Source organism: Bradyrhizobium sp. SSBR45G (genome assembly GCF_030159255.1).
Lineage (GTDB): Bacteria > Pseudomonadota > Alphaproteobacteria > Rhizobiales > Xanthobacteraceae > Bradyrhizobium.
In genome coordinates this window covers 125,820-147,435 of sequence record NZ_BSCT01000013.1, presented here as the reverse complement: position 1 = coordinate 147,435, position 21,616 = coordinate 125,820, and the positions used below count along the sequence as shown (strand labels likewise).

Annotated in this window: 16 protein-coding genes; 7 read left to right on the top strand and 9 right to left on the bottom strand. The window is 63.4% G+C overall.

Features of this window, described 5'->3' with window-relative positions; all coding sequences use genetic code 11:
* Positions 1-137 precede the first annotated feature (137 nt).
* Complete coding sequence (locus tag QQL87_RS17500) at positions 138-2,285, top strand: phospholipase D-like domain-containing protein (protein ID WP_284420182.1); 2,148 nt, start codon at positions 138-140, stop codon at positions 2,283-2,285.
* Between the two features lie 333 nt (positions 2,286-2,618).
* On the opposite strand, the gene QQL87_RS17495 is transcribed toward QQL87_RS17500, so the two are convergent.
* The gene (locus QQL87_RS17495) at positions 2,619-3,437 is read right to left on the bottom strand and encodes an alpha/beta fold hydrolase (RefSeq protein ID WP_284420181.1); all 819 of its coding nucleotides are present in this window, start codon (positions 3,435-3,437) and stop codon (positions 2,619-2,621) included.
* A 232-nt stretch (positions 3,438-3,669) separates the two neighbouring features.
* Between QQL87_RS17495 and QQL87_RS17490 the strand changes: the two genes are divergently transcribed.
* On the top strand, positions 3,670-4,593 hold the full coding sequence (locus QQL87_RS17490) for a LysR family transcriptional regulator (protein ID WP_284420179.1): 924 nt from the start codon (positions 3,670-3,672) through the stop codon (positions 4,591-4,593).
* Positions 4,594-4,673: 80 nt separating this feature from the next.
* Here the strand turns inward: QQL87_RS17490 and QQL87_RS17485 are convergent, their stop codons facing one another.
* The 6 genes from QQL87_RS17485 to ctrA all read right to left on the bottom strand — a co-directional run bounded on the left by QQL87_RS17485 (position 4,674) and on the right by ctrA (position 10,554).
* Positions 4,674-6,077 carry an ABC transporter substrate-binding protein gene (locus QQL87_RS17485; protein WP_284420178.1) on the bottom strand — a complete coding sequence of 468 codons (1,404 nt, stop codon included), beginning with the start codon at positions 6,075-6,077 and terminating at the stop codon, positions 4,674-4,676.
* 313 nt (positions 6,078-6,390) lie between these two features.
* The gene (locus tag QQL87_RS17480; protein WP_284420177.1) at positions 6,391-7,221 is read right to left on the bottom strand and encodes a sulfite exporter TauE/SafE family protein; all 831 of its coding nucleotides are present in this window, start codon (positions 7,219-7,221) and stop codon (positions 6,391-6,393) included.
* A 108-nt stretch (positions 7,222-7,329) separates the two neighbouring features.
* Entirely contained in the window at positions 7,330-7,986 is a 657-nt protein-coding gene (locus tag QQL87_RS17475) for an LptA/OstA family protein (RefSeq protein WP_502871184.1), read from the bottom strand.
* A gap of 103 nt (positions 7,987-8,089) precedes the next feature.
* Positions 8,090-8,383, bottom strand: coding sequence for a type II toxin-antitoxin system RelE/ParE family toxin (locus tag QQL87_RS17470; RefSeq protein ID WP_284420176.1), 294 nt, complete (start codon positions 8,381-8,383; stop codon positions 8,090-8,092).
* Entirely contained in the window at positions 8,380-8,607 is a 228-nt protein-coding gene (locus tag QQL87_RS17465) for a hypothetical protein (RefSeq protein ID WP_284420175.1), read from the bottom strand. Before QQL87_RS17465 ends, QQL87_RS17470 begins: the two co-directional genes overlap by 4 nt.
* A gap of 1,245 nt (positions 8,608-9,852) precedes the next feature.
* Positions 9,853-10,554, bottom strand: a complete 702-nt coding sequence (ctrA, locus tag QQL87_RS17460) for a response regulator transcription factor CtrA (protein ID WP_012046382.1) — start codon at positions 10,552-10,554, stop codon at positions 9,853-9,855.
* Between the two features lie 404 nt (positions 10,555-10,958).
* Between ctrA and fliI the strand changes: the two genes are divergently transcribed.
* From fliI to QQL87_RS17440, 4 genes are all read left to right on the top strand, one after another.
* A complete protein-coding gene (fliI, locus tag QQL87_RS17455; protein ID WP_284420174.1) occupies positions 10,959-12,281 on the top strand; it encodes a flagellar protein export ATPase FliI in 1,323 nt (440 codons plus the stop codon).
* 109 nt (positions 12,282-12,390) lie between these two features.
* Positions 12,391-12,810 (top strand): flagellar export protein FliJ, encoded by a 420-nt coding sequence (fliJ, locus tag QQL87_RS17450; protein WP_284420173.1) that lies wholly within the window; start codon positions 12,391-12,393, stop codon positions 12,808-12,810.
* A gap of 151 nt (positions 12,811-12,961) precedes the next feature.
* Positions 12,962-13,510: a sigma-70 family RNA polymerase sigma factor gene (locus QQL87_RS17445; RefSeq protein WP_284420172.1), complete on the top strand. Its 549-nt coding sequence runs from the start codon at positions 12,962-12,964 to the stop codon at positions 13,508-13,510.
* Positions 13,511-13,570: 60 nt separating this feature from the next.
* The gene (locus tag QQL87_RS17440; protein WP_284420171.1) at positions 13,571-14,704 is read left to right on the top strand and encodes an anti-sigma factor; all 1,134 of its coding nucleotides are present in this window, start codon (positions 13,571-13,573) and stop codon (positions 14,702-14,704) included.
* A 131-nt stretch (positions 14,705-14,835) separates the two neighbouring features.
* Here QQL87_RS17440 and QQL87_RS17435 read toward each other — a convergent pair whose 3' ends face one another.
* The gene (locus tag QQL87_RS17435) at positions 14,836-15,036 is read right to left on the bottom strand and encodes a hypothetical protein (protein ID WP_284420170.1); all 201 of its coding nucleotides are present in this window, start codon (positions 15,034-15,036) and stop codon (positions 14,836-14,838) included.
* 371 nt (positions 15,037-15,407) lie between these two features.
* Positions 15,408-17,537 carry a flagellar biosynthesis protein FlhA gene (gene flhA / locus QQL87_RS17430; RefSeq protein WP_284420169.1) on the bottom strand — a complete coding sequence of 710 codons (2,130 nt, stop codon included), beginning with the start codon at positions 17,535-17,537 and terminating at the stop codon, positions 15,408-15,410.
* 1,178 nt (positions 17,538-18,715) lie between these two features.
* Here flhA and dapD point away from each other — a divergent pair.
* Positions 18,716-19,687, top strand: a complete 972-nt coding sequence (gene dapD, locus QQL87_RS17425; RefSeq protein WP_284420168.1) for a 2,3,4,5-tetrahydropyridine-2,6-dicarboxylate N-succinyltransferase — start codon at positions 18,716-18,718, stop codon at positions 19,685-19,687.
* Positions 19,688-21,616: the final 1,929 nt, after the last annotated feature.

Below are 21,616 nucleotides of genomic sequence, written 5' to 3'. Positions count from 1 at the left end.
GCGTCAGTCGCACCACCGCCTCATCCCGCACCGCACCATCCCCCTTGCGACCTCCGCCCAGCCATTTCCTGTTCCAGATGTGTCGAACCCTTGTTACAACTGCGCGACATATTCCTTGTGACACAAGGAGTGCCGCCATGCCCGCGCTTGCATTTTCCAACAATGATATTGCCGTCGTCGCCTGGACCTTCGATCGCCGCCTCGACGGCTGTCTTGGCTTCGCCATTCACCGCATCGACGTCGCTGACAACTCCGACACGGTGCTGCCGGCGCTGGCGCGCTTTGCCGGGCAGACCGCCGACGGCCTCAACACCGACCAGGCGCCGGTGCAGAAATTCTGGTGGAAGGACCTCAAGGCCAAGCGCGGCGGCACCTACAAATATCGCATCGTGCCGATGGGCGGCACGCCCGGCCAGCCGCTGACGCCGCTCGCCGGCGTCGCGCCGCTGGAAAGCAATCAGGTCACGCTGACGCCGGAGCGGCCGCCGTTCCACGTCTATTTCAACCGCGGCATCACCGCGACCCAGGCGCTGACCCACGCGCTCAATGACAAGCCTAGCGTGCCTGCGCTGGCGCCGCACATTCTCGATCCCAAGGATCCGATCCGCATCCGCCTGATGGGCCAGCTGCAGGACGGCCTGACCTCGCTGCTGAAGCGCGCCGACGATGGCGGCGGCACCATCCATGCCGCGCTCTATGAGCTCAACGATCCCAACGGCCTCGAGCCGCAGCTGCATCAGAACCCGCAGAGCCGCACCGTCATCCTCGGCAACGAGCAGGGGCAGGATTCGGACGATGCCGACGCCGAGAACCGCGCCAATCTGAAGGCCGCCGGCGTCACCGTGATCGACCGCATCCTCGGCAAGGGTTCGATCCCGCACAACAAGTTCATGGTGCTCACCGAGAACGGCAAGCCCACGGCTGTGCTGTCCGGTTCGACCAACTGGACCTCGACCGGCCTGTGCACGCAGACCAACAACGCTCTGGTGGTCGAGAGTCCCGAGCTGGCCGAGCGCTATCTGTCGTACTGGAACGCGCTGAAGGCCGACGCCGATGCCGCCGATGGCGACAAGGCGAAGCTGCAGTCGAAGACGCTGCGCGATTTCGCCCGCGCCAACAATGCCAGTTCGATTCAAAAGCCGGTCAAGCTCGCCAACGGCGTCACCATCGAGCCGATGTTCTCGCCGAACACGCCCGGCAAGCTCGGCAAGGCTCCGAAGACGCCCAACGACATGGGCCGCGTGTTCGAGCTGATGGACGGGGCCAAGCACGCCGTGCTGTTCCTCGCCTTCGATCCCGGCAACAACTCGATCCTCAACAAGGCCGGCGAGCTGCTGGCGAAGAAGCCGGACCTGTTCGTGCGCGGCGCGCTGACCAGCCCGGTGCGGGCGACCGAGTTCTCGAAATCGTTGCATGCCGGCGGGCATTCGGAAGGCCCGGCGGAGGAGGGTGCCGACGACGCCGCGCCGGAGGTGAAGGTGGTCGGCGAGTCCGGCACGCCGAAGAAGGCGGGCGACAAAGGCAGCATCGATTTCCGCGGCGTGCCGGCCGGCGCGGTGCAGGACGCCTTCGGCAAATGGGAGAAGGAGCTCGCCAAATACGGCTTCGCCATCATCCACAACAAGATCGTGGTGATCGACCCGTTCAGCGACGACTGCGTCGTCGTGACAGGCTCGCACAATCTCGGCTTCCGCGCCTCGCACAACAACGATGAGAACATGCTGATCATCCGCGGCCATCGCGCCCTCGCGGAAGCCTATGCCTGCCACGTCCTCGATCTCTACGACCACTACGCCTGGCGCTTCCTGCTGAAGCAGCACCCCGAAATCTTCGGCAAGCCGCTGCAATCAGACGACAGCTGGCAGGACCGCTACATCAAGGGCGACGAGGAGAAGTCGCCGGAGCTGCGGTTCTGGCTATCGGCGGCGGGAGGGAACGTGTCGGCCGGAACACCACCGGCGCCGACGAAGCCCGCAAAGCCCACCAGCTCCACCAAGCCGGCGAAGCCTCCGGCAGCGACGACGAAGCCTGGGAGGCCGTCGACCAAGCCTGCCAAGAAGGCTCCGAAGAAAACCGCCGCTGCAGCAAAGACTACGGCCGGCCGCAAGAAGACGACCAAGAAGAAGGTCGCCAAGAAGGCTTCGAAAACTCCGAGCAAGCGCACCGCCTCAGCGAAGAAGGCAAAAGCCAAGGCGGGGAAGACCGCGGCGAAGCGTCCGGCGAAGAAGACCGCGACCAAGACCGCCAAGCGAGCCAAGAAGAGCGCGACCAAGAAGGGGCGCTGAGCGCCGCCCCCGCGGTGGTCCGTCGCCGCACACGAGGCCCTGAGGTCATGATGCGAGTCCGAGGGATCGCATCATGATCTCGTTTCTTATGCCCCAAGCTGATCACACGATCGATCCGGTCCTCAGCAGACGTGAAACGGGCTCAACAGGCCGTCCGTCGCTATCCAGCAAACCGCGCGGGGCGGCGGGCGAACTGATCGTGTCATGCAGCGTCACCGCAGTTGGTCCGGTTCTTCCCCAACAGCGGCTGCCGTCTCTCGAACTGGACGGAGAGGCCGTCTTGCAAACGGCCTATCCTTTGTGCGGGGAGGCGACATTCAAGGAGATCTGTCGTCAAGACCTGATGAACGCGAGCAGGTCGGGATTGAGGACATCCGCATGCGTGGTGAGCATGCCATGGGGATACCCGGGATAAGTCTTAAGAAACCCGTTCTTCAGCAGGTCGACCGCACGCGGCACGGAACTTGCGAACGGGACGACTTGATCGGCCTCGCCATGCATCACAAGCACTGGCACGGTGATCTTGGTGAGGTCTTCGGTATAATTTTCGAGCCAAGAGTCGACAGTCGCGTAGTGGGCGAGAGCACCGCCAGCCATCCCTTGGCGCCACCAGTTCGCAATGATGGCCTCCGAAGGCTTGGCCCCATCAAGGTTGTATCCGTAGAACGGATTCTCAGGAACGAAACGGTAGAACTCCGACCGGTTGCCCAACACGCCTGCTCGGATCGCTTCGAACCACTCCGGCGGTTGACCTGACGGGTTGTCCTCGCTCCGGTACATGTTCGGCGTCAGTGAAGCGACCAGCACTGCCTTCGCAACGCGCTCCTGGTGACGAGCGACATAGCGAGCCACCTCGCCGCCACCCGTGGAGTGGCCGATGTGGATCGCGTCGCGCAGGTTGAGATGTTCAGTCAGGGCCGCAAGATCGGCAACCCACTGGTCCATATCGTTGCCGGTGCTGGGCTGGTCGGATCGGCCGTGGCCGCGACGGTCGTGGGCGATCACCCGATACCCGTGATGAAGGAAGAAGGTCATTTGGGCATCCCAGTCGTCCGCTGTCAGCGGCCAACCGTGGCTGAAGACGATCGGCTGACCTGATCCCCAATCTTTGTAGTAGATGTTGACATGATCGTTAGTAGTAATTGTGGGCATCGAGACGCTCCATCCTTGTTGTCAGACATTTTCAAAAGACGCCAATCAATTGATCCATTGAGCGATGCGTTACTCAGGTTCGGGGGAGCTTGAGAGTCGAGGCCCCGGCGAGCCTGTACCTTGGCAGCACCTGTCCGCCGATGCGTTGCCACTGCGAAGGTAATTCTTGCTTCCGCTGCCGACAAATACCCTGTAAGCTGCGATCTATGCTTTCGAAGCATATTGAGGGCGAATGGAACTTCGGCATTTGCGATATTTCGTTGCAGTTGCGGAGGAAGGTAGCTTTTTGACCGCTGCCCAGCGGCGCCTCAACACTTCACAGCCTTCCCTGAGCCGGCAGATTCGTGATTTGGAATCCGAAGTTGGCGTGCAGTTGCTGGAGCGCCAGACGCGTGGCGTCGTCCTTACCGATGCCGGAAGAGTTTTTCTCGATCACGCGCGGCTGGCCCTGTCGCAAGTTGAAGCGGCGACAAATGGTGCGCGGCGGATCGCACAACCGCAGAAGCCTGCACTTTCTATGGGTTTCATGGTTGGGCTGGAGGTGATGTGGCTCCCGCATTTGTTGCGTATCCTCCGCGAGGAAGAGTCCGAGATCGAAGTCACTCTGACCAGTAAGTCCTCGCCAGAACTTGCCCTTGCATTAGCGCGCGGAAAGCTGGACATAGCTTTTCTACGCCCCGAGAAGCAGAACGTAGGCGTGACCTTCAAGTTGTTGGCGAAGGAGCCTTTGATCGTGGTGCTGCCGGCAGACCATCGTCTGGCCTCGCGGAAAAGGATTCGCCCCCAGGATCTTGTCCGTGAAGTCTATGTCAGCTCTGCGAGAACGTCTCCAATATTGCACGCAGTGATTCAGGATTATGCCTCGAAAGTTGGGATCGTGCTCAAGGCAAAGTACGAAGGCGAGAACATATCGTCGGCCATGTCGCTGGTCGCATCCACGGGTGGAGTGACTCTTGTTCCGCTCTATGCTCAAAATATGCTAGCGCCGAACGTTGTCGCCAGAGCGCTTGAGGGCTACCCGCCAACGGTCGATCTCGCTCTCGGCTACAACCGGGCAAATTCATCACCTTTGGTCTGCCGGCTTTTGTCCCGCGCCGATGAATTAGTTGCGAACGTCCAAAATCAGAGCATCATCCGGTACGTTGAAGCCGACTAGTAGTCGATGCGAGAGTCCGCTGCGGGTCATAACCAGCCGTTTGGTCTTAGAGCCGATGAGATCGCACGAGCCGGGCGCAGCTAGCGCCGCGAGGCGAGGGTTGGGCCCGTCGTCCATGTTGGATCGGCGGGGCCGCTCTGCAGCGTCGCTCGCCTTTCGGCGATGGCATGATGGAATAGCTCGAGGACCAGACCGAATGCGGCCAGATCCTCTTGTTCGATGGCTCCATCGTCGTAGGCTTTGAGGGTCTCGCCGATGATCGCGTCGACTTCGCGCTGCCGTGTCAGCAGATCGTCTTCCGACCCGGCATTGCGCACCTCCGACACGGCGGCGAGAATGCGGTTGCGACAGCTGTTGTCGTCGTCCGGTTCGTCCCGGTTCAGAAAGCGACGCAGCCAGGCGGCGGCCGAACCGATGCCGGAAAGCAGAAGCAGGGCGAACCAGAAGTAGTCGCTGTACTTGTCCAGGAAGGTTCGCTCCGTGCCATTGATCACCGCCGCGGCGCCCCGATGCACGGAGGGTTCGGTCTCCTTCTCCGTGTCGGGCTTCATGATGTGGGACGCGCCGGCGACGCCTTGCGTGATCGTGTCGCGGACCGCGAACAGCTGCCGATAGAAAGCTGCCGCCTTGGCTTCGGACAGTTCCTTCCTGGCCAGGATCAGGTGGTTGACGCTGATCGTGTCGACCTTGTCCTCCGGCCAGGCCGGTTGCGCGTTAAAGACGCTGGCCGGAATTTCCTCGGCCTCGTAGCGCGCGTGCTTCAGAGCAATGGCCTCCGATGCATCGATCGGAAGAAAGGTGGGAGCGCCGCGCGCCCGGGCCGTCGCGGCGATGGCGTCCGCCGTGATCTTGCTGTCGAGCGGACCGACGGCGAGATACGCATCCAGGGTCGGGTCCTGCGCAAGCTTTTCGATCTCGTCCGTCCCGAATTGAACCGTGGTCACCTTGTCGGGCGGCACGCCGGAGCCCTCCAGAATGGTCCGGAGAACGGCGACGTTTGCTCCGGTCCTCCCGATGATGCCGACCTTGTGGCCCGTCAGTTGCGCGACCTCTCCGATCGTGCCGCCGGCTTTCTTCTTGGGCTCGTTGTTGCGTCGCCCGGAGGGCGACCACAGGACGACGTAGTTCTTTCGCAGAATGGCCAATGTTTGCGCGTCGGGCGGCATGCCAAGGTCGCCGCGGCCGATCGCCAGCTCCGCTTTGCCGGCAGACAGCAGGGCGAGCGATTCAGCGGCTCCCCCGGTCGTGAGCGGGGAGAGCCTGACGGTCCTGCTGTCCTCGCTGAAGGCGTCGGCCATCGCCTGGACCACTTGGGCGTCGTCGCTCCCTGCCGGTCCAACGGCGATCCGGAGAGTCTCGGGCTGCAAGACGTAGAAGAGGCCGGCCGCAGCGGCGCCAAACGCAACAAATCCCAACGCCAGCACAATGAGCAACCTTCGTTGACGGCCATCGTGAGCACTCCGGACGGGATCGGACGGTGACATCAGTGGGACCCTCTGACAACAAAGCGTGTTGGGCTGGACGCGTGCCGGGAACCTGGGCGAACTGGCGTCTGTCCGGAATGTTCCGCCGCGCCCACCGAGAGTCCACGAAAGGTGGTCAGCTTTGCGAAGGGACAGTGGTGAGGCCGCCGAGGTCCGCTTCGGCGAGAGCGGTCTTGGTGTCCCTTGACGGCCGACTTAAGGCGTCGTCGTAAGAAATTGGAGGGAATCCTCGTCATCCTGATTGAAGCGATCTCTGCGGTCAATCATGCAGAAGGAGCTCTTTTCGCCCCGAGCCGCGACGGCGCACCGTTCCTCACTCGTGCCGCCACACCTTCACCGACGACACCAGCAGGATCACGGCCAGGATCGGCAGCAGCACCTGATCGGGGACGATGCCGAGCAGGCGACCGCCGATGAAGGTGCCAAGGATCGAGCCGAGCGCCATCACCAGCACGAACGTCTTGTTGTCGGCGACGACGGAGAAGGCGCTGGACTGGCTGTAGCGGGTGAAGCCGACGATCATCGTCGGCAGGCTGACCGCGAGCGACAGGCTGCCGGCGAGCTTGATGTCGGCGCCGAACAGCAGCACCAGCGTCGGGATCAGCAGCTCGCCACCGGCCACGCCCATCAGCGCGGCGACGATGCCGATGCCGAAGCCCACGACCACGCCGGCGACGACCTGCGCGGGGCCGGCCAGCAAGGCCGCGTGGTCGGCCGATCCGTGCCCGAACATCAGGGCGCCGGCGATCAGGACGAGCAGCACCGCGAGGACACGATAGAGATTGCGCGAGCTCAGGCGCGTCGCCCAGCCGGCGCCGAGCCGGGCGCCCGCGAGGCTGCCGGCCAGCAGGTTGACGATGACGGGCCAATGGGACGCGATGGTGCCGAACGGCACCGTCGCGGCGCGAAACGGCAGCGCGGTGGCGACGACGATCAGGCTCATCGCCTTGTTCAGGATGACCGCCTGCAGCGCCTTGAAGCGGAATGGGCCGATCAGCAGCGGCAGCCGGAATTCGGCGCCGCCCAGCCCGATCAGCCCGCCAAGGGCGCCGATCACCGCGCCGCCGGCGAAGGCCGGGAGCGGCTTGCTCGTCGTCGTCGGCGTGTCGGCGACGGGCGGATTTTCGGCGGTCGAGTGAGTCATGGTCGCGCCTCGCTTTCCCAGGTCAGTCGGTCGCATGACCTATGCGAAAGATGTGAAAGTGGATGAACTGGGATATATTCACGTCAATGCACGTTCCGACTTTTCGCGTCATTTCTTCGGCTTCGGCGCCGCGTCCGGCGTGGCCGATGGCGTTCCACAACCTCCTCCTGCCGACTGATTGACCGACGCCGTCACCTTGCCGTTGGCCTCGACCCGCGAAACGCCCGTCGTCATGTCGACCAGAAGGCGATCGCCGCGCAGCACGTTCCGGCACTGGGTCAGCACGACGCCGCTGAGCATGGTGATCAGATTCGTCTTGGTGTCGAACACCGCGCTCTGGCCGGTGACGACCTGATCCTTCTGCGTCACGACGACATTGCCGCGTGCCTCCAGGGGCTTGATCGCGGAGCTGCCGCTCGGGCCGGGCGAGGCCGATTGCAGCGGCGGACCTGATTTGGCCGCATCGTTTGCGCTGGACGAGGACTGTGCAGCGGCCGTGTAGAAGACGTCGATGCTCTTCGACGTCATCGTCGTGTCGCGTTGGACGACCTTCACATTGCCGGAGAAGGTGGCCTGCTTGGTCTTGTCCCGCACCTCGAGCGCATCAGCCTCGATCTGGATCGGCTGATCGCGGTTCTGCACGAATCCCTGCATGGCGTTTGGGTTCGAACTCTGTGCAATCGCTTCGCAGATGGTGCCGAGCACCACGGCGCAGATCAGCGCCAAGTGTGCGACGCGGTCGTTGAAATGGCTGGGGACGGCCACAGGGCTCTTGGATATGCCGCCGAGGCTACGAAAAAACAATCTCAATGCCAGCACCGGTTTGCTCGCCAATCGGGGGGGATGATGCATTCGATCATCCGTCACCTCAAGCATCGTCATGCTCGCGCTCCTGGGCCGGATGCCTGACGCTCAGGATCACGATCTCGTTCGCTGCATCGTCAACGGTGTAATAAATGAGATAGCTGTATCTGGGCGTCACGAACTTTCGGACCCCTTTGGTCCGTTGCGGGCGACCGACGTTAGGAAACAGAACGATATCCTGAAGACTCGCGTAGATCGCGGCTCGAACACGCTGCGCGGCGGCTGGGTTGTGAAGGCGGATGTAGTCGGCGATCGCCGCGATGCTCTCGACCGCGCGCGGCGTGAAGCGAAGTTTCATGGATCGAAGCGGCGGAACGCGGCCTCGATCTCGGTGTCTGTCGCGAACAGGCGGCGCTTGGCCTGCGCAAGGCTCTCCAGCACGTCCGGCAGATGCGCGGGGGCAATCTCCTCCGGCTCGCCCTCATCGCCGGCCAGCGTCAGCATTGCGCGCGCGATTTCGTCTTGCGTCTCGGCCGGCAGGCGGCGAACGGCCGCGAGCGCCTGATCGAGCAGTTTGGTCATGTGCGGCTCCTTGCAGACGATATTAGCGGGACTGAGCGCATTTTCCAGGGGGGCGGCCTCTCGGCCCGACCGACCAGTCTGAAAAATGGCGGATCAGGCGTTCGATTCGTTCATAGTGCGTCATAGTGCGGCTCGCACATCGCTGTGCCCGCGTTCTTGACTTGCGCGAAGCCGCGCATTGCCGATCGCTGGTCCTGAAAGGGAGTGTCCGACAGAGCCACGGTCCGAAGTGGAACGCCCGTCTCGACGACAGCCGTTCAAACGCCTCGAAAGTCATAGTTTCGGCTTCTCGAAAATTTCGCTTTCGCTTTCCCAGAAATCATGCTCTACTCCGCCCCGTCCCGCCCCAACGAGGGGATGCTTCGCGGTCGTCACGGACGTCGGGTGCGGGATGCGATGGGCGCTTGGGGTCGCAGCATGGTTCGCCGTGCGGACGAACGATTCCGGCGCACGATGAAGTCGCGTGGTCCTGGCCTCCCGGTGCTGAGGTCAAGCCTGTGGGCGTTGCTGATGAGCAGCCTGCGGGTGATGGGGGCAAGACAGCCGGTCCCCAGGGAGATCGCGTATAAGTCGTAAAGCCATCGCGCAGGGAGGGCCGGGCGTTTTCGGCCAGACCTGTGGTACCTGCCGCCTGCATTTTTTTCCGCAGGCGGGCCACGGGCGCGGCCAGCGCCCGGCGTTCCCTGCGCCCTTAGTTTGGAAGAGGGCGGTGAGAATGGCACATAGCTCGGGCGCTGGGCGCCGCGAGATCGCGAAGGTATGCGACGCAGGATTCTTGAGGATTGTTGGAGAGCTTGATGGCGGCGATTGCGCTCAAGCGCGAGGCGCACCTGTGTTCGCCTGGTGGCAGGCGAGGGAGTGTTTGTCAGTTTGAGGCGGGTGGGTGCGGCGATGGCGGTGAGCTCCCCTCCCCCTTGCGGGGAGGGGGCGGGGGTGGGGGTTCCTTGCTCCGAGCTGAGTTTGGGGCATTGGCCGTCGCGAGCGGTGAGATTGCTGTTTGGTTCGGCTCGGTGGGGTGGCCTACATGAAGACCATTTGCTGGGACCCCCACCCCCGACCCCTCCCCGCAAGGGGGAGGGGAGCGCAGTGGTTGCGTCGCGAGATCTCGTGTCAAACGCCGATCCGACCAGGGCAGGCCCTCGACTCCACAGCCACCCCCACAAACAAAAACCCCGCCATTTGCGGCGGGGCCCAGTCTGGGAGGAGCAAGCCGTGAGGCCTGCCGGTGGACCCAGTGAAACGAGATCAGGCGGGGATGCGTTCGTCCATGTCGTGCGGCTCGCGCAGCACGTAGCCGCGGCCCCACACGGTCTCGATGAAGTTGCGGCCTTCGGAGGCGTTGGCGAGCTTCTTGCGCAGCTTGCAGATGAAGACGTCGATGATCTTCAGCTCGGGCTCATCCATCCCGCCATAGAGATGGTTGAGGAACATTTCCTTGGTGAGCGTGGTGCCCTTGCGGAGCGACAGCAGCTCCAGCATCTGGTATTCCTTGCCGGTCAGATGCACGCGCTGGCCGCCGACTTCCACCGTCTTGGTGTCCAAATTGACGACGAGGTCGCCGGTCTGGATGACCGATTGGGCGTGGCCCTTGGAACGGCGGACGATCGCATGAATGCGGGCGATCAGCTCGTCCTTGTGGAAGGGTTTTGTCATATAGTCGTCGGCGCCGAAGCCGAGACCCTTGACCTTATCCTCGATGCCGGCGAGGCCGGACAGAATGAGAATGGGAGTCTTGATCTTCGAGACACGCAGCTGCTTGAGCACGTCGTAACCGGACATGTCAGGCAGATTGAGGTCGAGAAGGATGATGTCGTAGTCGTACAACTTGCCGAGGTCGACGCCTTCCTCGCCGAGGTCAGTCGTGTAGACGTTGAAGCTCTCGGACTTCAACATCAGCTCGATCGACTGCGCGACGGCGCTGTCATCCTCAATCAGCAAAACGCGCATGCCAGTTCCCCATAGTCGCCGCTCCGGGCGTCAGGTCGGCCGCCACGGCGGCACTCAAAACGCCTTTGAACAACTGATTCGGATCCTGACGAGAGATGGTTAACAAATCCTGATTCACCTCTGCAAGCTCTATCCGTGCAATTTTTGTCGAATCGCCGTAAGGTGTTGCGATGAAGCAGTTTTTCCCAGCCGTCCTCGTTCAAGCTCCATGTTAAGAGATGGAACTAACCGACTCTCGTTCCTCACCGCTTTTCGAGGGCGGCAAAGCGCTTCCGTCAGTCACTCCAGACCATGACGCAATGATTAATGATGCGAGTAAACACAGAGTTAAACCGCGCCTGCGAATCTGCTCCTACTTAAGGTTTTCGCAATGAAGGCCGTTTGGTGATGAAGGCCAGTCTGTGATGAAAGCGCTTGCCGACCAGATCAGCGACATCGACGCGGTGAACACCTATGGCCGCGTCGTCGGCGTGAAGGGGCTCATGGTGGAGATCGCCGGGCCGATCCACGCGATGTCGGTCGGCGCGCGCCTGGTGATCGAGACCGGCAGCAATGTCATTCCGGCCGAGGTGATCGGCTTCTCCGGCAAGAACGCCGTGGTGATGCCGTTCGCAGGGCTGGAGGGCGTGCGCCGCGGCTGTCGCGCCGTGATCGCCAACTCGGCCAACCAGGTGCGGCCGTCGCCGGCCTGGCTCGGCCGCGTCGTCAACGCGATGGGCGAGCCGATCGACGGCAAGGGGCCGCTGCCGAACGGCGCGTCGCCGGTTCCGTATCGCAACAGCCCGCCGCCGGCGCATTCGCGCAGGCGCGTCGGCCTCCCGCTCGATCTCGGCGTGCGCGCATTGAACACGTTTCTGACGTGCTGCCGCGGCCAGCGCCTCGGCATCTTCGCGGGCTCCGGCGTCGGCAAATCGGTGCTGCTGTCGATGCTGGCGCGCAACGTCGATGCCGACGTCTCGGTGATCGGGCTGATCGGCGAACGCGGCCGCGAAGTCCAGGAGTTCCTGCAGGACGATCTCGGCGAAGAGGGTCTCGCGCGTTCCGTCGTCGTCGTCGCGACCTCCGACGAGCCGGCGCTGATGCGCCGGCAGGCGGCGTATCTGACGCTCGCAATCTCGGAGTATTTTCGCGACGAGGGTAAGGATGTTCTCTGCCTGATGGACTCGGTGACGCGCTTTGCGATGGCGCAGCGTGAGATCGGGCTGTCGGCGGGCGAGCCGCCGACCGCGAAAGGCTACACGCCGACCGTGTTCACCGAGCTGCCGAAACTGCTCGAGCGCGCCGGGCCCGGCAGCAGCGACGGCACTATCACCGGGATCTTCACGGTGCTGGTCGACGGCGACGATCATAATGAGCCGGTGGCGGATGCGGTGCGCGGCATTCTCGACGGCCACGTGGTCATGCAGCGTTCGATCGCTGAACGCGGCCGCTATCCGGCGATCAACATCCTCAAATCGGTGTCGCGGACGATGCCGAAATCGGCCGACCCGGTGTTCCTGCCGACCATCATGCGGGCGCGCCAGGTGATGGCGACCTATGCCGACATGGAGGAATTGATCCGGCTCGGCGCCTATCGGGCTGGCTCCAGCCCGGAGGTCGACGAGGCGATCCGGCTGCACGAGCCGCTGGAGGCCTTCCTGCGGCAGCGCAAGGATGAGGTCTGCGGCCTGCCCCAAGGGTATCGGGAGCTGGAACAGATCCTTGGACGCTTGGAAACGGAAAGCTAACTTTGTCGGGTAATCATCCCCCCCATGTAACGAGCCTAGTCGGCGGGCCCAGGAAGGGCGGCCGGCCCTGTCCCGCGCCGTATACGGGACTTCTGGGGAGTATGAGTCGATGAAGTCGCGCGAAACGCTGATCCGCCTGAAGAAGTTTCAGGTGGATGAGAAACGCCGCAGGGTGACGCAGATCGAGGGCATGATCGCTGATTTCCAGCGCATGTCGGCCGAGCTCGAGCGGGAAATCCAGACCGAACAGGAGCGGGCCGGCATCAACGACCCGACCCATTTTGCCTATCCGACCTATGCCAAGGCCGCGATCCAGCGCCGGGAAAACCTGACGCGCTCGGCCGACGAGCTGCGCGGGCAGCTCGAGGACGCCAAGGCCGCGCTGTCCGAGGCGTTCGAGGAGATGAAGAAGGTCGAGCTGCTCGACGAGCGTGACCAGGCCCGCGAAAAGGCCGAGGAGAGCGCCCGCGAGCAGGCCGACATGGACAGTATCGGCCTGATGCGCGCCCGGCTCGGCGTCATCGCCTGAGCCGGCCGCCACGGCCGGAGCTTATCGAGAAACCCGGGCCGCGAGGTCCGGGTTTTTCGTCGCGCCCGCCCCGGGTGGAGCCCGGCGCGCGATGTGTGCTACGGGAGGGCAGGTTCGAACGAGGGAGTGGGGCGATTTTCGGGGACGCTGAATGCTGACGCCGGCAGAGCTGGTCTGGCTGCTTGCCGCGGTCGCCAAGGGGGACGAGGCCGCGTTCGAGCGCCTCTACACCGCGACGCGCGCGAAACTCTATGGCGTCGTGCTCCGTATCTTGCATCGACAGGACCTCGCCGAGGAGGTCGTGCAGGAGACCTATGTGAAGGTCTGGAACAACGCGGCGCAGTTCGATCCCGCGGTGTCCTCGCCCATCACCTGGATGGCCGCCATCGCCCGCAACCGCGCCATCGATCTGGTGCGCAAGCGCGGCGAACTGTCTTTGGAGGACGAGCCCTCCGCGCTCGAGGTGGCGGCTGAAACGCCGGATCCGCTGGCGCGGCGCGAGATGTCGGAGGAGCTCAAGCGTCTTTTGGAATGCGTCGGCCGGCTCGAGCCCGACCGCCAGAAGCTCGTGCTTCTTGCCTATTATAACGGCTGGAGCCGCGAGCAATTGGCGACCAAGTTCGAGGCGCCGGTGAATACGGTGAAGACTTGGCTGCGGCGGAGCATGATGGACATCCGCCAATGCCTCGGGATCGGATGAGGGCCGGTCGGACTGCAGACGAAGCGAAGATTGGTGTCGGTGACGTGACCTGGACGTTGGATGGCGTATAGCGAAGACCATATCGCGCTCGCGGCGGAATATGCGCTCGGTACGCTCGACGCGGCCGAACGGGCGCAGGTCGAGACCATGATGGCCGTCGACAAGGATTTCGCGGCGCTGGTCCAGGCGTGGGAATTCCGGCTCGGGCCGCTCAATCAGATGGTCGGCCTGGTCGAGCCGCGCCCGGAGCTGTGGGAGCGGATCAAGGCCGCGATCACGCAGTCGCAGCCGGGGACTGAAGTGCCCCGCGCAGCGGAGACCGCGGCTGTCGCTCCGGTGGTCGCTGTGCCGTCCGAGCCGCCGGCACCCGAGGTCCCCGTCGTCGCCGAAGCGCTGCAGGAGGAGCCGTCCACGCGCACGGCGCCCGACGTCGAAACTCCCGACGTTGAAACTCCCGATGTCGAATCCCCCGATGTCCCATCCCCCAAGGTCGAGCCGCCCAGGCTCGCAGCATCCCGGGCCGGGCTTGCGGAGACCGGAGCTCCACCGGTCGAGATGTCCAGGCCCGAAGCTGTGGCTGAAGCACCGCCGGTGATGGCGCCGCGGCGTCCCTCGTCGGCGGTCCCTGCGGGTGCGAACGACAATGCCAGCGTGGTGCAGCTCTCGTCCAAGGTGCGGCAATGGCGGACCGTCGCCAATGCGATGACCGCGGTCGCCGCCGCGCTGCTCGCGCTGGTCGGGGTCCAGCTCTACCGGCCGGATCTGCTGCCGCAGCGGTTGCAGCCGAAGCCGCGGGTTCAGACCGTCGAGGTCAAGGTCCCGGCCGCGCCGGAGCCGGCGGCCCAGTTCGTTGCCCTGTTGCAGAAGGATGCGGCGTCGCCCGCCTTCATCCTCACCGTCGACTCCGCGACCCGGAGCTACACCGTGCGCCGGGTCGGCGCCGCGCCGGAGCCGGGCAAGAGCTTCGAGCTGTGGATCGTGTCGGACAAGCTGCAGAAGCCGCGCTCGCTCGGCGTGATCGGCGGCAGCGATTTCACCAGCCGCCCGGTTCTGTCCTCTTACGATCCCGACGTCGTCAGCCGCGCCACCTACGCCGTCACCGTCGAGCCGGAGGGCGGGTCGCCGACTGGCGCGGCGACGGGGCCGATCGTGTTTACCGGCAAGCTGATCGAGACCGTGCCGCCGTCGCGCTGAGCTGAACGGCAAAAAAGAAAACGCCCGTGGGGAGCGGGCGTTTTCGGTAGTCGACTTGGGGTTGGGTCTACTACATATCCACGCGGCCAGTTGGGGGGCTGTGAGAACCGCGTGAATTCCGGGAAATCCTGTCAGCGCACCAGCGGCGCCTCCGAGCTCGTCACCACCACCGGCTTGCCGGCCTTGATGACCTTGGCCGTCTGCGTGTAGTTCGGCTCGGCGTTGAGACGCGCCGAGATGCCGAGGCCGGCCACTGCGATGCCAGCCACGAGCGCCACCACCACGATCTTGAGGTGGGTCGTCCGATCCGCGCTGTAAATCGAGTGGTTCATGGAGGCCTCCTACCGCCTTCCGTCCTTCGCTGATTCGTGTGAGCCGGGCTGTTTCCGGTTCATCGTCTCGCGTCAAGTAACGTAGGAAACCTCGATTCTGTTTCGTAGATGGCATCACAAGCGTGTGATAAGCTGTGATGCGTCGCGATCTCAGAATGGAAAAATGGGTGAATTTCACTTGAAATCAATATCTTATATCAAAGTTCGGTCTGCGGCGGATTCTTCAGCCACCTAACGCAAAATTAAGAAATCGTTTGCCTGTTGCGGCCAAGCACAGCTCGGCTTGCTCTCAAAAGCGGCAAAACCGGCGCCATGCGCCGGTCCTGCATTCAATAACTTCGGACTGACTCGCAAGTTCCGCACCCTCCGCCTCACACGCTCCCGACCGTCTTCAGCCGCGCCCGCGGATGAATCTCCGCCTGCGACAGCACCGTGGTCTGGGCACGGAAGCGCTCGACCAGCGAGCGCACGAAGGGCCGGATCGCCGCCGACGTCACCAGCACCGGCGACTCGCCCTCGCGCGCGGCGCGCTCGAAGGCGTCGCGGGTCGCGGTCATGAACTCCGACAGCCGTGACGGCTGCATCGCGAGACTCCTCTCCTCGCCCTGGCCGATCAGCGACTCCGCAAACGCCTGCTCCCACTTCGCCGACAGCGCGATCAGCGGCAGATAGCCCATCGGCGAGGTGTTCTGGGCGCAGATCTGGCGGGCGAGGCGGGCGCGGACGTGCTCGACGATGGTCGCGGGATTGCGCGAGAAGGCGAGCGCGTCGGCAACGCCTTCGAGGATGGTCGAGAGGTCGCGGATCGAGATCCGCTCCGACAGCAACAGCTGCAGCACGCGCTGGATGCCGGAGATCGTGATCAGCGTCGGCACGATGTCCTTGACCAGCTCGCTCTGCTCCTTCGGCAGCTCCTTCAAGAGCTTCTGCACCTCGCCATAGGAGAGCAGGTCGCTCATGTTGGCCTTGAGCAGCTCGGTGAGATGGGTCGACAGCACGGTCGCCGCGTCCACCACCGTGTAGCCCTTGAGCGTCGCCTCCTCCTTCAGTCCGGCGTCGACCCAGGTGGCGGGCAGGCCGAAGGTCGGCTCCGTGGTGTGGATGCCGGGCACCGCGACCTGGTTGCCGCCGGGGTCCATGACCATGAACTGGTTCGGCCAGATCTTGCCGGAGCCCGCGTCGACCTCCTTGATCTTGATGATGTAGGTGTTGGCCTCGAGCTGGACGTTGTCGAGGATGCGGACCGACGGCATCACGAACCCCATCTCGATCGCCAGCGAGCGCCTGAGGGCCTTGATCTGGTCGGTCAGCCGGTCGGTGCCGTCGGGCGCGTTGACCAGCGGCAGCAGCGCGTAGCCGAGCTCGATCTTGAGATCGTCGATCTTGAGCGCAGCCGAGATCGGCTCCTCCGCGGCCGCGGCGCTGGCCGCGGCTGCGGCGGGCGCGGCGGCTGCGGCGACCTCCTCGGCCTTCGCGACCTCCTTGTGCCGGCGCGCCTTCAGTGCCAGCGCCGCGGCGCCGCCGCCGAGCGCCAGGAACGGAAGGGTCGGGATGCCCGGCAGCAGCGCCAGCACGAGCATCACGGCGGCGGACATGCCGAGCGCCTGCGGATAGCCGGAGAACTGCTTGATCAGCGCCTTGTCGGCAGCGCCGGTGACACCGGCCTTGGAGACGAGCAGGCCGGCCGCGGTCGAGACGATCAGCGCAGGGACCTGGGTGACGAGGCCGTCGCCGACGGTCAGCGTGGTGTAGGTGCGGGCGGCCTCGCCGAAACCGAGGCCCTGCTGGGCGACGCCGATGATGATGCCGCCGATGATGTTGATGAAGACGACGAGCAGGCCGGCGACCGCGTCGCCGCGGACGAATTTCGAGGCACCGTCCATGGCGCCGAAGAAGCCGCTTTCGTCCTCGAGCTCCTTGCGCCTGGCCTTGGCGACCTTCTCGTCGATCAGGCCGGCGGAGAGATCGGCGTCGATCGCCATCTGCTTGCCGGGCATCGAGTCCAGGTGGAAGCGCGCCGCGACCTCGGCGATGCGGCCCGAACCCTTGGTGATGACGACGAAGTTCACCGTCACCAGGATCGCGAACACGATGATGCCGATGACGAAATTGCCGCTCATCACGAAGTTGCCGAACGCCTCGATGACGTGGCCGGCGGCATCCGTGCCCTCGTGCCCGCGCGACAGGATCAGCCGGGTCGAAGCCAGGTTCAGCGACAGCCGCAGCATCGTCGAGATCAGCAGGATGGTCGGGAAGGCGGAGAATTCCAGCGGCGTCTGGATGAACAGGGCGGTCATCAGGATCAGGATCGACAGCGTGATCGAGATCGCCAGGAACAGGTCGAGGATGACCGAGGGCAGCGGCAGAATCAGCACCACCAGGATGGTGAGGATGCCGAGCGCCAGCGCGATGTCGCCGCGCAGCACCGCCGTTTTGAGGTCGCCGAATGAGAACCCGCCGGCCGAAGACCCAGCCCCCTGACCCGCCGTGACGTCGACCATGGCTTTCGCCCCTTCCCGCGAGCCGCGTTTGCCGGCCCCGAACGACTGCGCGGCGGCCGGAGGGCCGCCGTTTCTGACTGGAGCGACTGTGCTGGCGTCCACGGAAAGGGCCTCCCCCGTCATCCGCACCCGACCACGACACTCACTTCAACTCGGCAATTTTTGCCCGGTGGTTGGTTAGCGTTCGGTTAACGCCGGTTAACAAAAGGTTGCGGGGAGCGGCAGCGGTCCTGCCGCATCTTCGACACGCCGCTACGGTCCGGGCCTCGCCCTTCGAGACGCCCGCCTTCGGCGGTCTCCTCAGGGTGAGGGGAGACGCCGATTTCAGCGCTAAACTCTCCAGGAGGTTGCTGTCGGAAGCCGGCGGCGACCTCATGGTCGATCTGCCGCGCCGAGTTCGGCGCCAAACCCTCTCCATGAACACGCCTCTCGGCGTGTTCATGGTCCGGTGTGCAGTGCCGCCTCGGCTTTTGACCCTCATGGTGAGGAGCCGCGCAGCGGCGTCTCGAACCATGAGGCCGTGCCGCTGCTCGGCAGCCAAGCCGTCCGAATGCATTCTTCTCGCAGACATGCGCCATCGTCTCCCGCGGCGCCATCGCGCCCGAGCCGTGCATCAGGTTTCGCCCTCGACATCAGAGGAGGGCGCAGGGAAGGCCGGGCGCTGGCCGCGCCCGTGGCCCGCCTGCAGCAAAAAAAGCAGGCGGCAGTCACCACAGGTCTGGCCGAAACACCCGGCCTTCCCTGCGCGACGGTTGGAACGGCTTATACGTGGTCTCCCTGGTGCGCCGGGCTTGTTGGCCACCATGGCGACAATACGCTTGCGCGCATTGCGCTGGACACCAGCGTCGGGGTGTCAGGACCGCACGATTTCGCCGTGCGCAACGAACCGTTCGTCCGCGCGGCACGAAGCCACGCTGCGATTCCCTGCGCCCATCGCATCCCACTCCCCACGTCTCGTGACGGTCGCGACACGCCCCTCCGGCGGAAGCAGGACGGGAAGAGATATACATGATTTCGGAAAAAAGAAAAGAAGAATCTTTCGGTGAATCGGAAGGAAGCGAGTGAACACGGAGATTCGCCTCGCTGGTCCGGACTTCGGCAGTGAGCCTGCGCAGATTGCCAATCTCGGCAGAGTTCGCGTATGCAAGAAACGCAGAAACTTGGTGTGAGCAATTCGGATGGCCACGAAACGGATGGGTGCGAGCGGCGAGGGATTTGCCACGATCAGCGCGGAGGGTCACGTGCTCGATTCCTGGTTTCTTCAGCTGCGCCTGGTCGACGAGGCCGACGAGGCTGCGACGGTACGGCTGACCGAGGACGAGATCACGAGATCGTTGGGACAGGCAGCCGAGGGATATGCACGGAACGACACTATTCGAAACGTCGACATCGTGCCGATTCGTACACGGATTGCCTCGCTCGCCTCCGCCCCGGTTGACGTGCACGACGCCTATCTTCGACTGCATCTCTTGAGCCACCGGCTTGTGCAGCCCAACTGTCTCAATCTTGAAGGCATCTTCGGTCTGTTGCCGAACGTGGCCTGGACCTCCTTCGGTCCCTGTGAATGTGCTCGCGTCCCGGCCGCGCAGCTCAGAGCACGAACGCGCGGCCTCGTCTTCGAGGTCACGGGCGTCGACAAGTTTCCGCGCATGACCGACTACGTCACGCCTGCGGATGTGAGAATTGCAGATGCGGACCGGGTGCGGCTCGGAGCCCATCTGGCGCCCGGGACCACCGTCATGCATGAGGGCTTCTGCAATTTCAACGCGGGCACGCTCGGCCCCTGCATGGTCGAAGGTCGGATCAGCGCCGGCGTTGTCGTGGGAAGCGGCAGCGACATCGGGGGCGGAGCTTCGATCATGGGGACGCTGTCCGGAGGAGGCAAAGAGAGGATCACGGTCGGCGAGCGCTGCCTGATCGGAGCCAACGCCGGCATCGGCATTTCCCTGGGTGATGATTGCATCGTCGAAGCCGGCTGCTACGTCACCGCAGGCGCACGCATCCTGCTGGAAGATGACCGCATCTTGAAGGCCAAGCAGCTCTCAGGCCAGAACGGGCTGCTGTTTCGTCGCAACTCCCAGAGCGGCGCTCTCGAGGCGATCAGACGGACTTCAAATTGGGCCGGTCTCAACGCGCAATTGCACGGTTGATCGTTTCGCATGCGCTTTCGGCGGCGCCTTCTGAGCCGACCCACGGCGCTCCGCGCCAGGTGCCGGCGCATCTCGCGTCGATAAGGCAGCTCAGCGCCAAACAGCGGCTCGACTCCGAACCGTCGCCTGCTGACGAGTGGGCCACTAACGAGCGCTCATCAGAATCAGCAGCCCGCCAAACAACCAAGGCAGGACCAGACACTCGACCACGATGGAGCAATATCGATATCTCTTCCCGCGCTCGCTGTACGCCGCGGGATCTCGATGAAGCGAGAGCCGCCGTCCTTCGTGCCGCCAATCGGTATAGCCTTCGAATTGAGCCAGACCTGGCGTCAGGTTCTGGTTCATTCTCCAAATGAGGTACTGGTTGGCGAAGTCAAGACCCGGGATGCCAATGATCCAGATCGTAGCAACTACGTCTTAAATCATCGACACATCGAGCAAACTCAGCTCATTGCGGTGACGCTGCACTCTATTCAGGAACTAAACGAAGTTCAATTAAGTGCAGCGTCACCGTATAGCCCATCCACTATTTTGAAACGGGCCGCTGGGTCCCATCCATCAACATCTGGCTGCCATACACCGTGCACTTGAAGCCGCCGGGTTGACTTCGTTGATGGCAACCAGCCAGGGGTCGACTGATGCGCCGACGACAGAATTCGAAAATACTGAAACTAAGCAGTGTATTCATAAACCGGTTGGCGTGACGAAGGCTACGTCCGATTTGGCCCGTTAGCGATACGCTCGCGCGGCGGCGCAGTATGTTCCGAAGCGCCAATAACGCACCTCTTATCAAAGCCCTGGAATGCCCCTTAAGGGCGAATTCCGGACATGCCGGGTGGTCCGATCAAGAATGACCCAATGCGGCCCCAGTCTGGGTCGCCGCGCTCGATACTGTCCGGTACTTTGGTGTGCCATCTAGGTCTTGGTCGGACAGCCGGGCGGCGTGATGGTTACTTCCCTTCCAACAAGACCTGCTTCATTGCCGACCTGAGGTGAGCAAAAGAACTGCGAGGCACGCCGACTTGCTGCGATTGTGCCCAGAGCTACTCTTCCTCGGTGCCACACGCCTGAAAAGCCATTTCAGCCGCCGCGTTTCGATCGGGCGTGCGTTTCCTGTTGGTGCTGTAGGATTCCTTGAGGCACTTCTCCCATCGGTCTTGCACTTGTTTGATAAGCCCGCCTGATTGAGCGGAGACTTGCCCCGCGGCTACGACGGAAGCCGTTATGATGAAAATGAATCGCATCATTGCGCGCGCCCTTGGTCGCAGAATCTTAGCGCCTTATTCCAGCTCGCTTGACAGCGCCGCACTGGCATAACCGCAAGCGGTCCTAACTTGGCCAAGTGATCGACGCATCATCCCCTTGCCGCTCTTATAAAGCTTGTTTGCTGGGAAGGGAGCCTAGTCTGATTCTAAACGATTTAGATAATCGTCGACCCCCTCTAACAGGAGTTTGGTCCGAGGATCATTTTGCATTAGATCAGCAATTCCGGATCTAATGCTAGCCAATGTTCGCGCGCGGTCCTTTATAGGAATCCTCGCCATGAAATCTCTGATGTTACGTTCAGAAATATGGAGATTGTTTCCCTGGTCTGGCTGCACGGCCAACAATTGAAGTGATTGAAGCAGATGTTTCATGGGGCGCGTCCCAAATGTGTTTTGGGTGGCATAATCCTTCGAATTGCTGTTTCGATTTCTCTTCGCTCTGGCGCCGGTCTCAGCATGGCGACCTCCAGGGAAGCGCCATCCTAACACCTTGTCAGACTAACGGTGCAAGGGCCGGAGTAGCCCGTGGGGATGCGCGATGCAGCTCGTAGGGCGGATTGGCGGAGCGTAATCCGCCGCTCCGGTAAGTCAGCAGCACGCGTAATGTCATGAATCTGACGGCGGACTACGCCTTTGGCCAATCTGCCCTACGCGCTAATGA

Bases quoted from the DNA above. Each gene is read 5' to 3' on its own strand.
- QQL87_RS17490 (WP_284420179.1), top strand. From the start codon at position 3,670: ATGGAACTTCGGCATTTGCGATATTTCGTTGCAGTTGCGGAGGAAGGT.
- QQL87_RS17495 (WP_284420181.1), bottom strand. From the start codon at position 3,437: ATGCCCACAATTACTACTAACGATCATGTCAACATCTACTACAAAGAT.
- ctrA (WP_012046382.1), bottom strand. From the start codon at position 10,554: ATGCGCGTTTTGCTGATTGAGGATGACAGCGCCGTCGCGCAGTCGATC.
- QQL87_RS17470 (WP_284420176.1), bottom strand. From the start codon at position 8,383: ATGAAACTTCGCTTCACGCCGCGCGCGGTCGAGAGCATCGCGGCGATC.
- QQL87_RS17485 (WP_284420178.1), bottom strand. From the start codon at position 6,077: ATGTCACCGTCCGATCCCGTCCGGAGTGCTCACGATGGCCGTCAACGA.
- QQL87_RS17440 (WP_284420171.1), top strand. From the start codon at position 13,571: ATGGCGTATAGCGAAGACCATATCGCGCTCGCGGCGGAATATGCGCTC.
- dapD (WP_284420168.1), top strand. From the start codon at position 18,716: ATGGCCACGAAACGGATGGGTGCGAGCGGCGAGGGATTTGCCACGATC.
- fliI (WP_284420174.1), top strand. From the start codon at position 10,959: ATGAAAGCGCTTGCCGACCAGATCAGCGACATCGACGCGGTGAACACC.
- QQL87_RS17480 (WP_284420177.1), bottom strand. From the start codon at position 7,221: ATGACTCACTCGACCGCCGAAAATCCGCCCGTCGCCGACACGCCGACG.
- QQL87_RS17500 (WP_284420182.1), top strand. From the start codon at position 138: ATGCCCGCGCTTGCATTTTCCAACAATGATATTGCCGTCGTCGCCTGG.
- fliJ (WP_284420173.1), top strand. From the start codon at position 12,391: ATGAAGTCGCGCGAAACGCTGATCCGCCTGAAGAAGTTTCAGGTGGAT.
- QQL87_RS17445 (WP_284420172.1), top strand. From the start codon at position 12,962: ATGCTGACGCCGGCAGAGCTGGTCTGGCTGCTTGCCGCGGTCGCCAAG.
- QQL87_RS17435 (WP_284420170.1), bottom strand. From the start codon at position 15,036: ATGAACCACTCGATTTACAGCGCGGATCGGACGACCCACCTCAAGATC.
- flhA (WP_284420169.1), bottom strand. From the start codon at position 17,537: ATGGTCGACGTCACGGCGGGTCAGGGGGCTGGGTCTTCGGCCGGCGGG.
- QQL87_RS17465 (WP_284420175.1), bottom strand. From the start codon at position 8,607: ATGACCAAACTGCTCGATCAGGCGCTCGCGGCCGTTCGCCGCCTGCCG.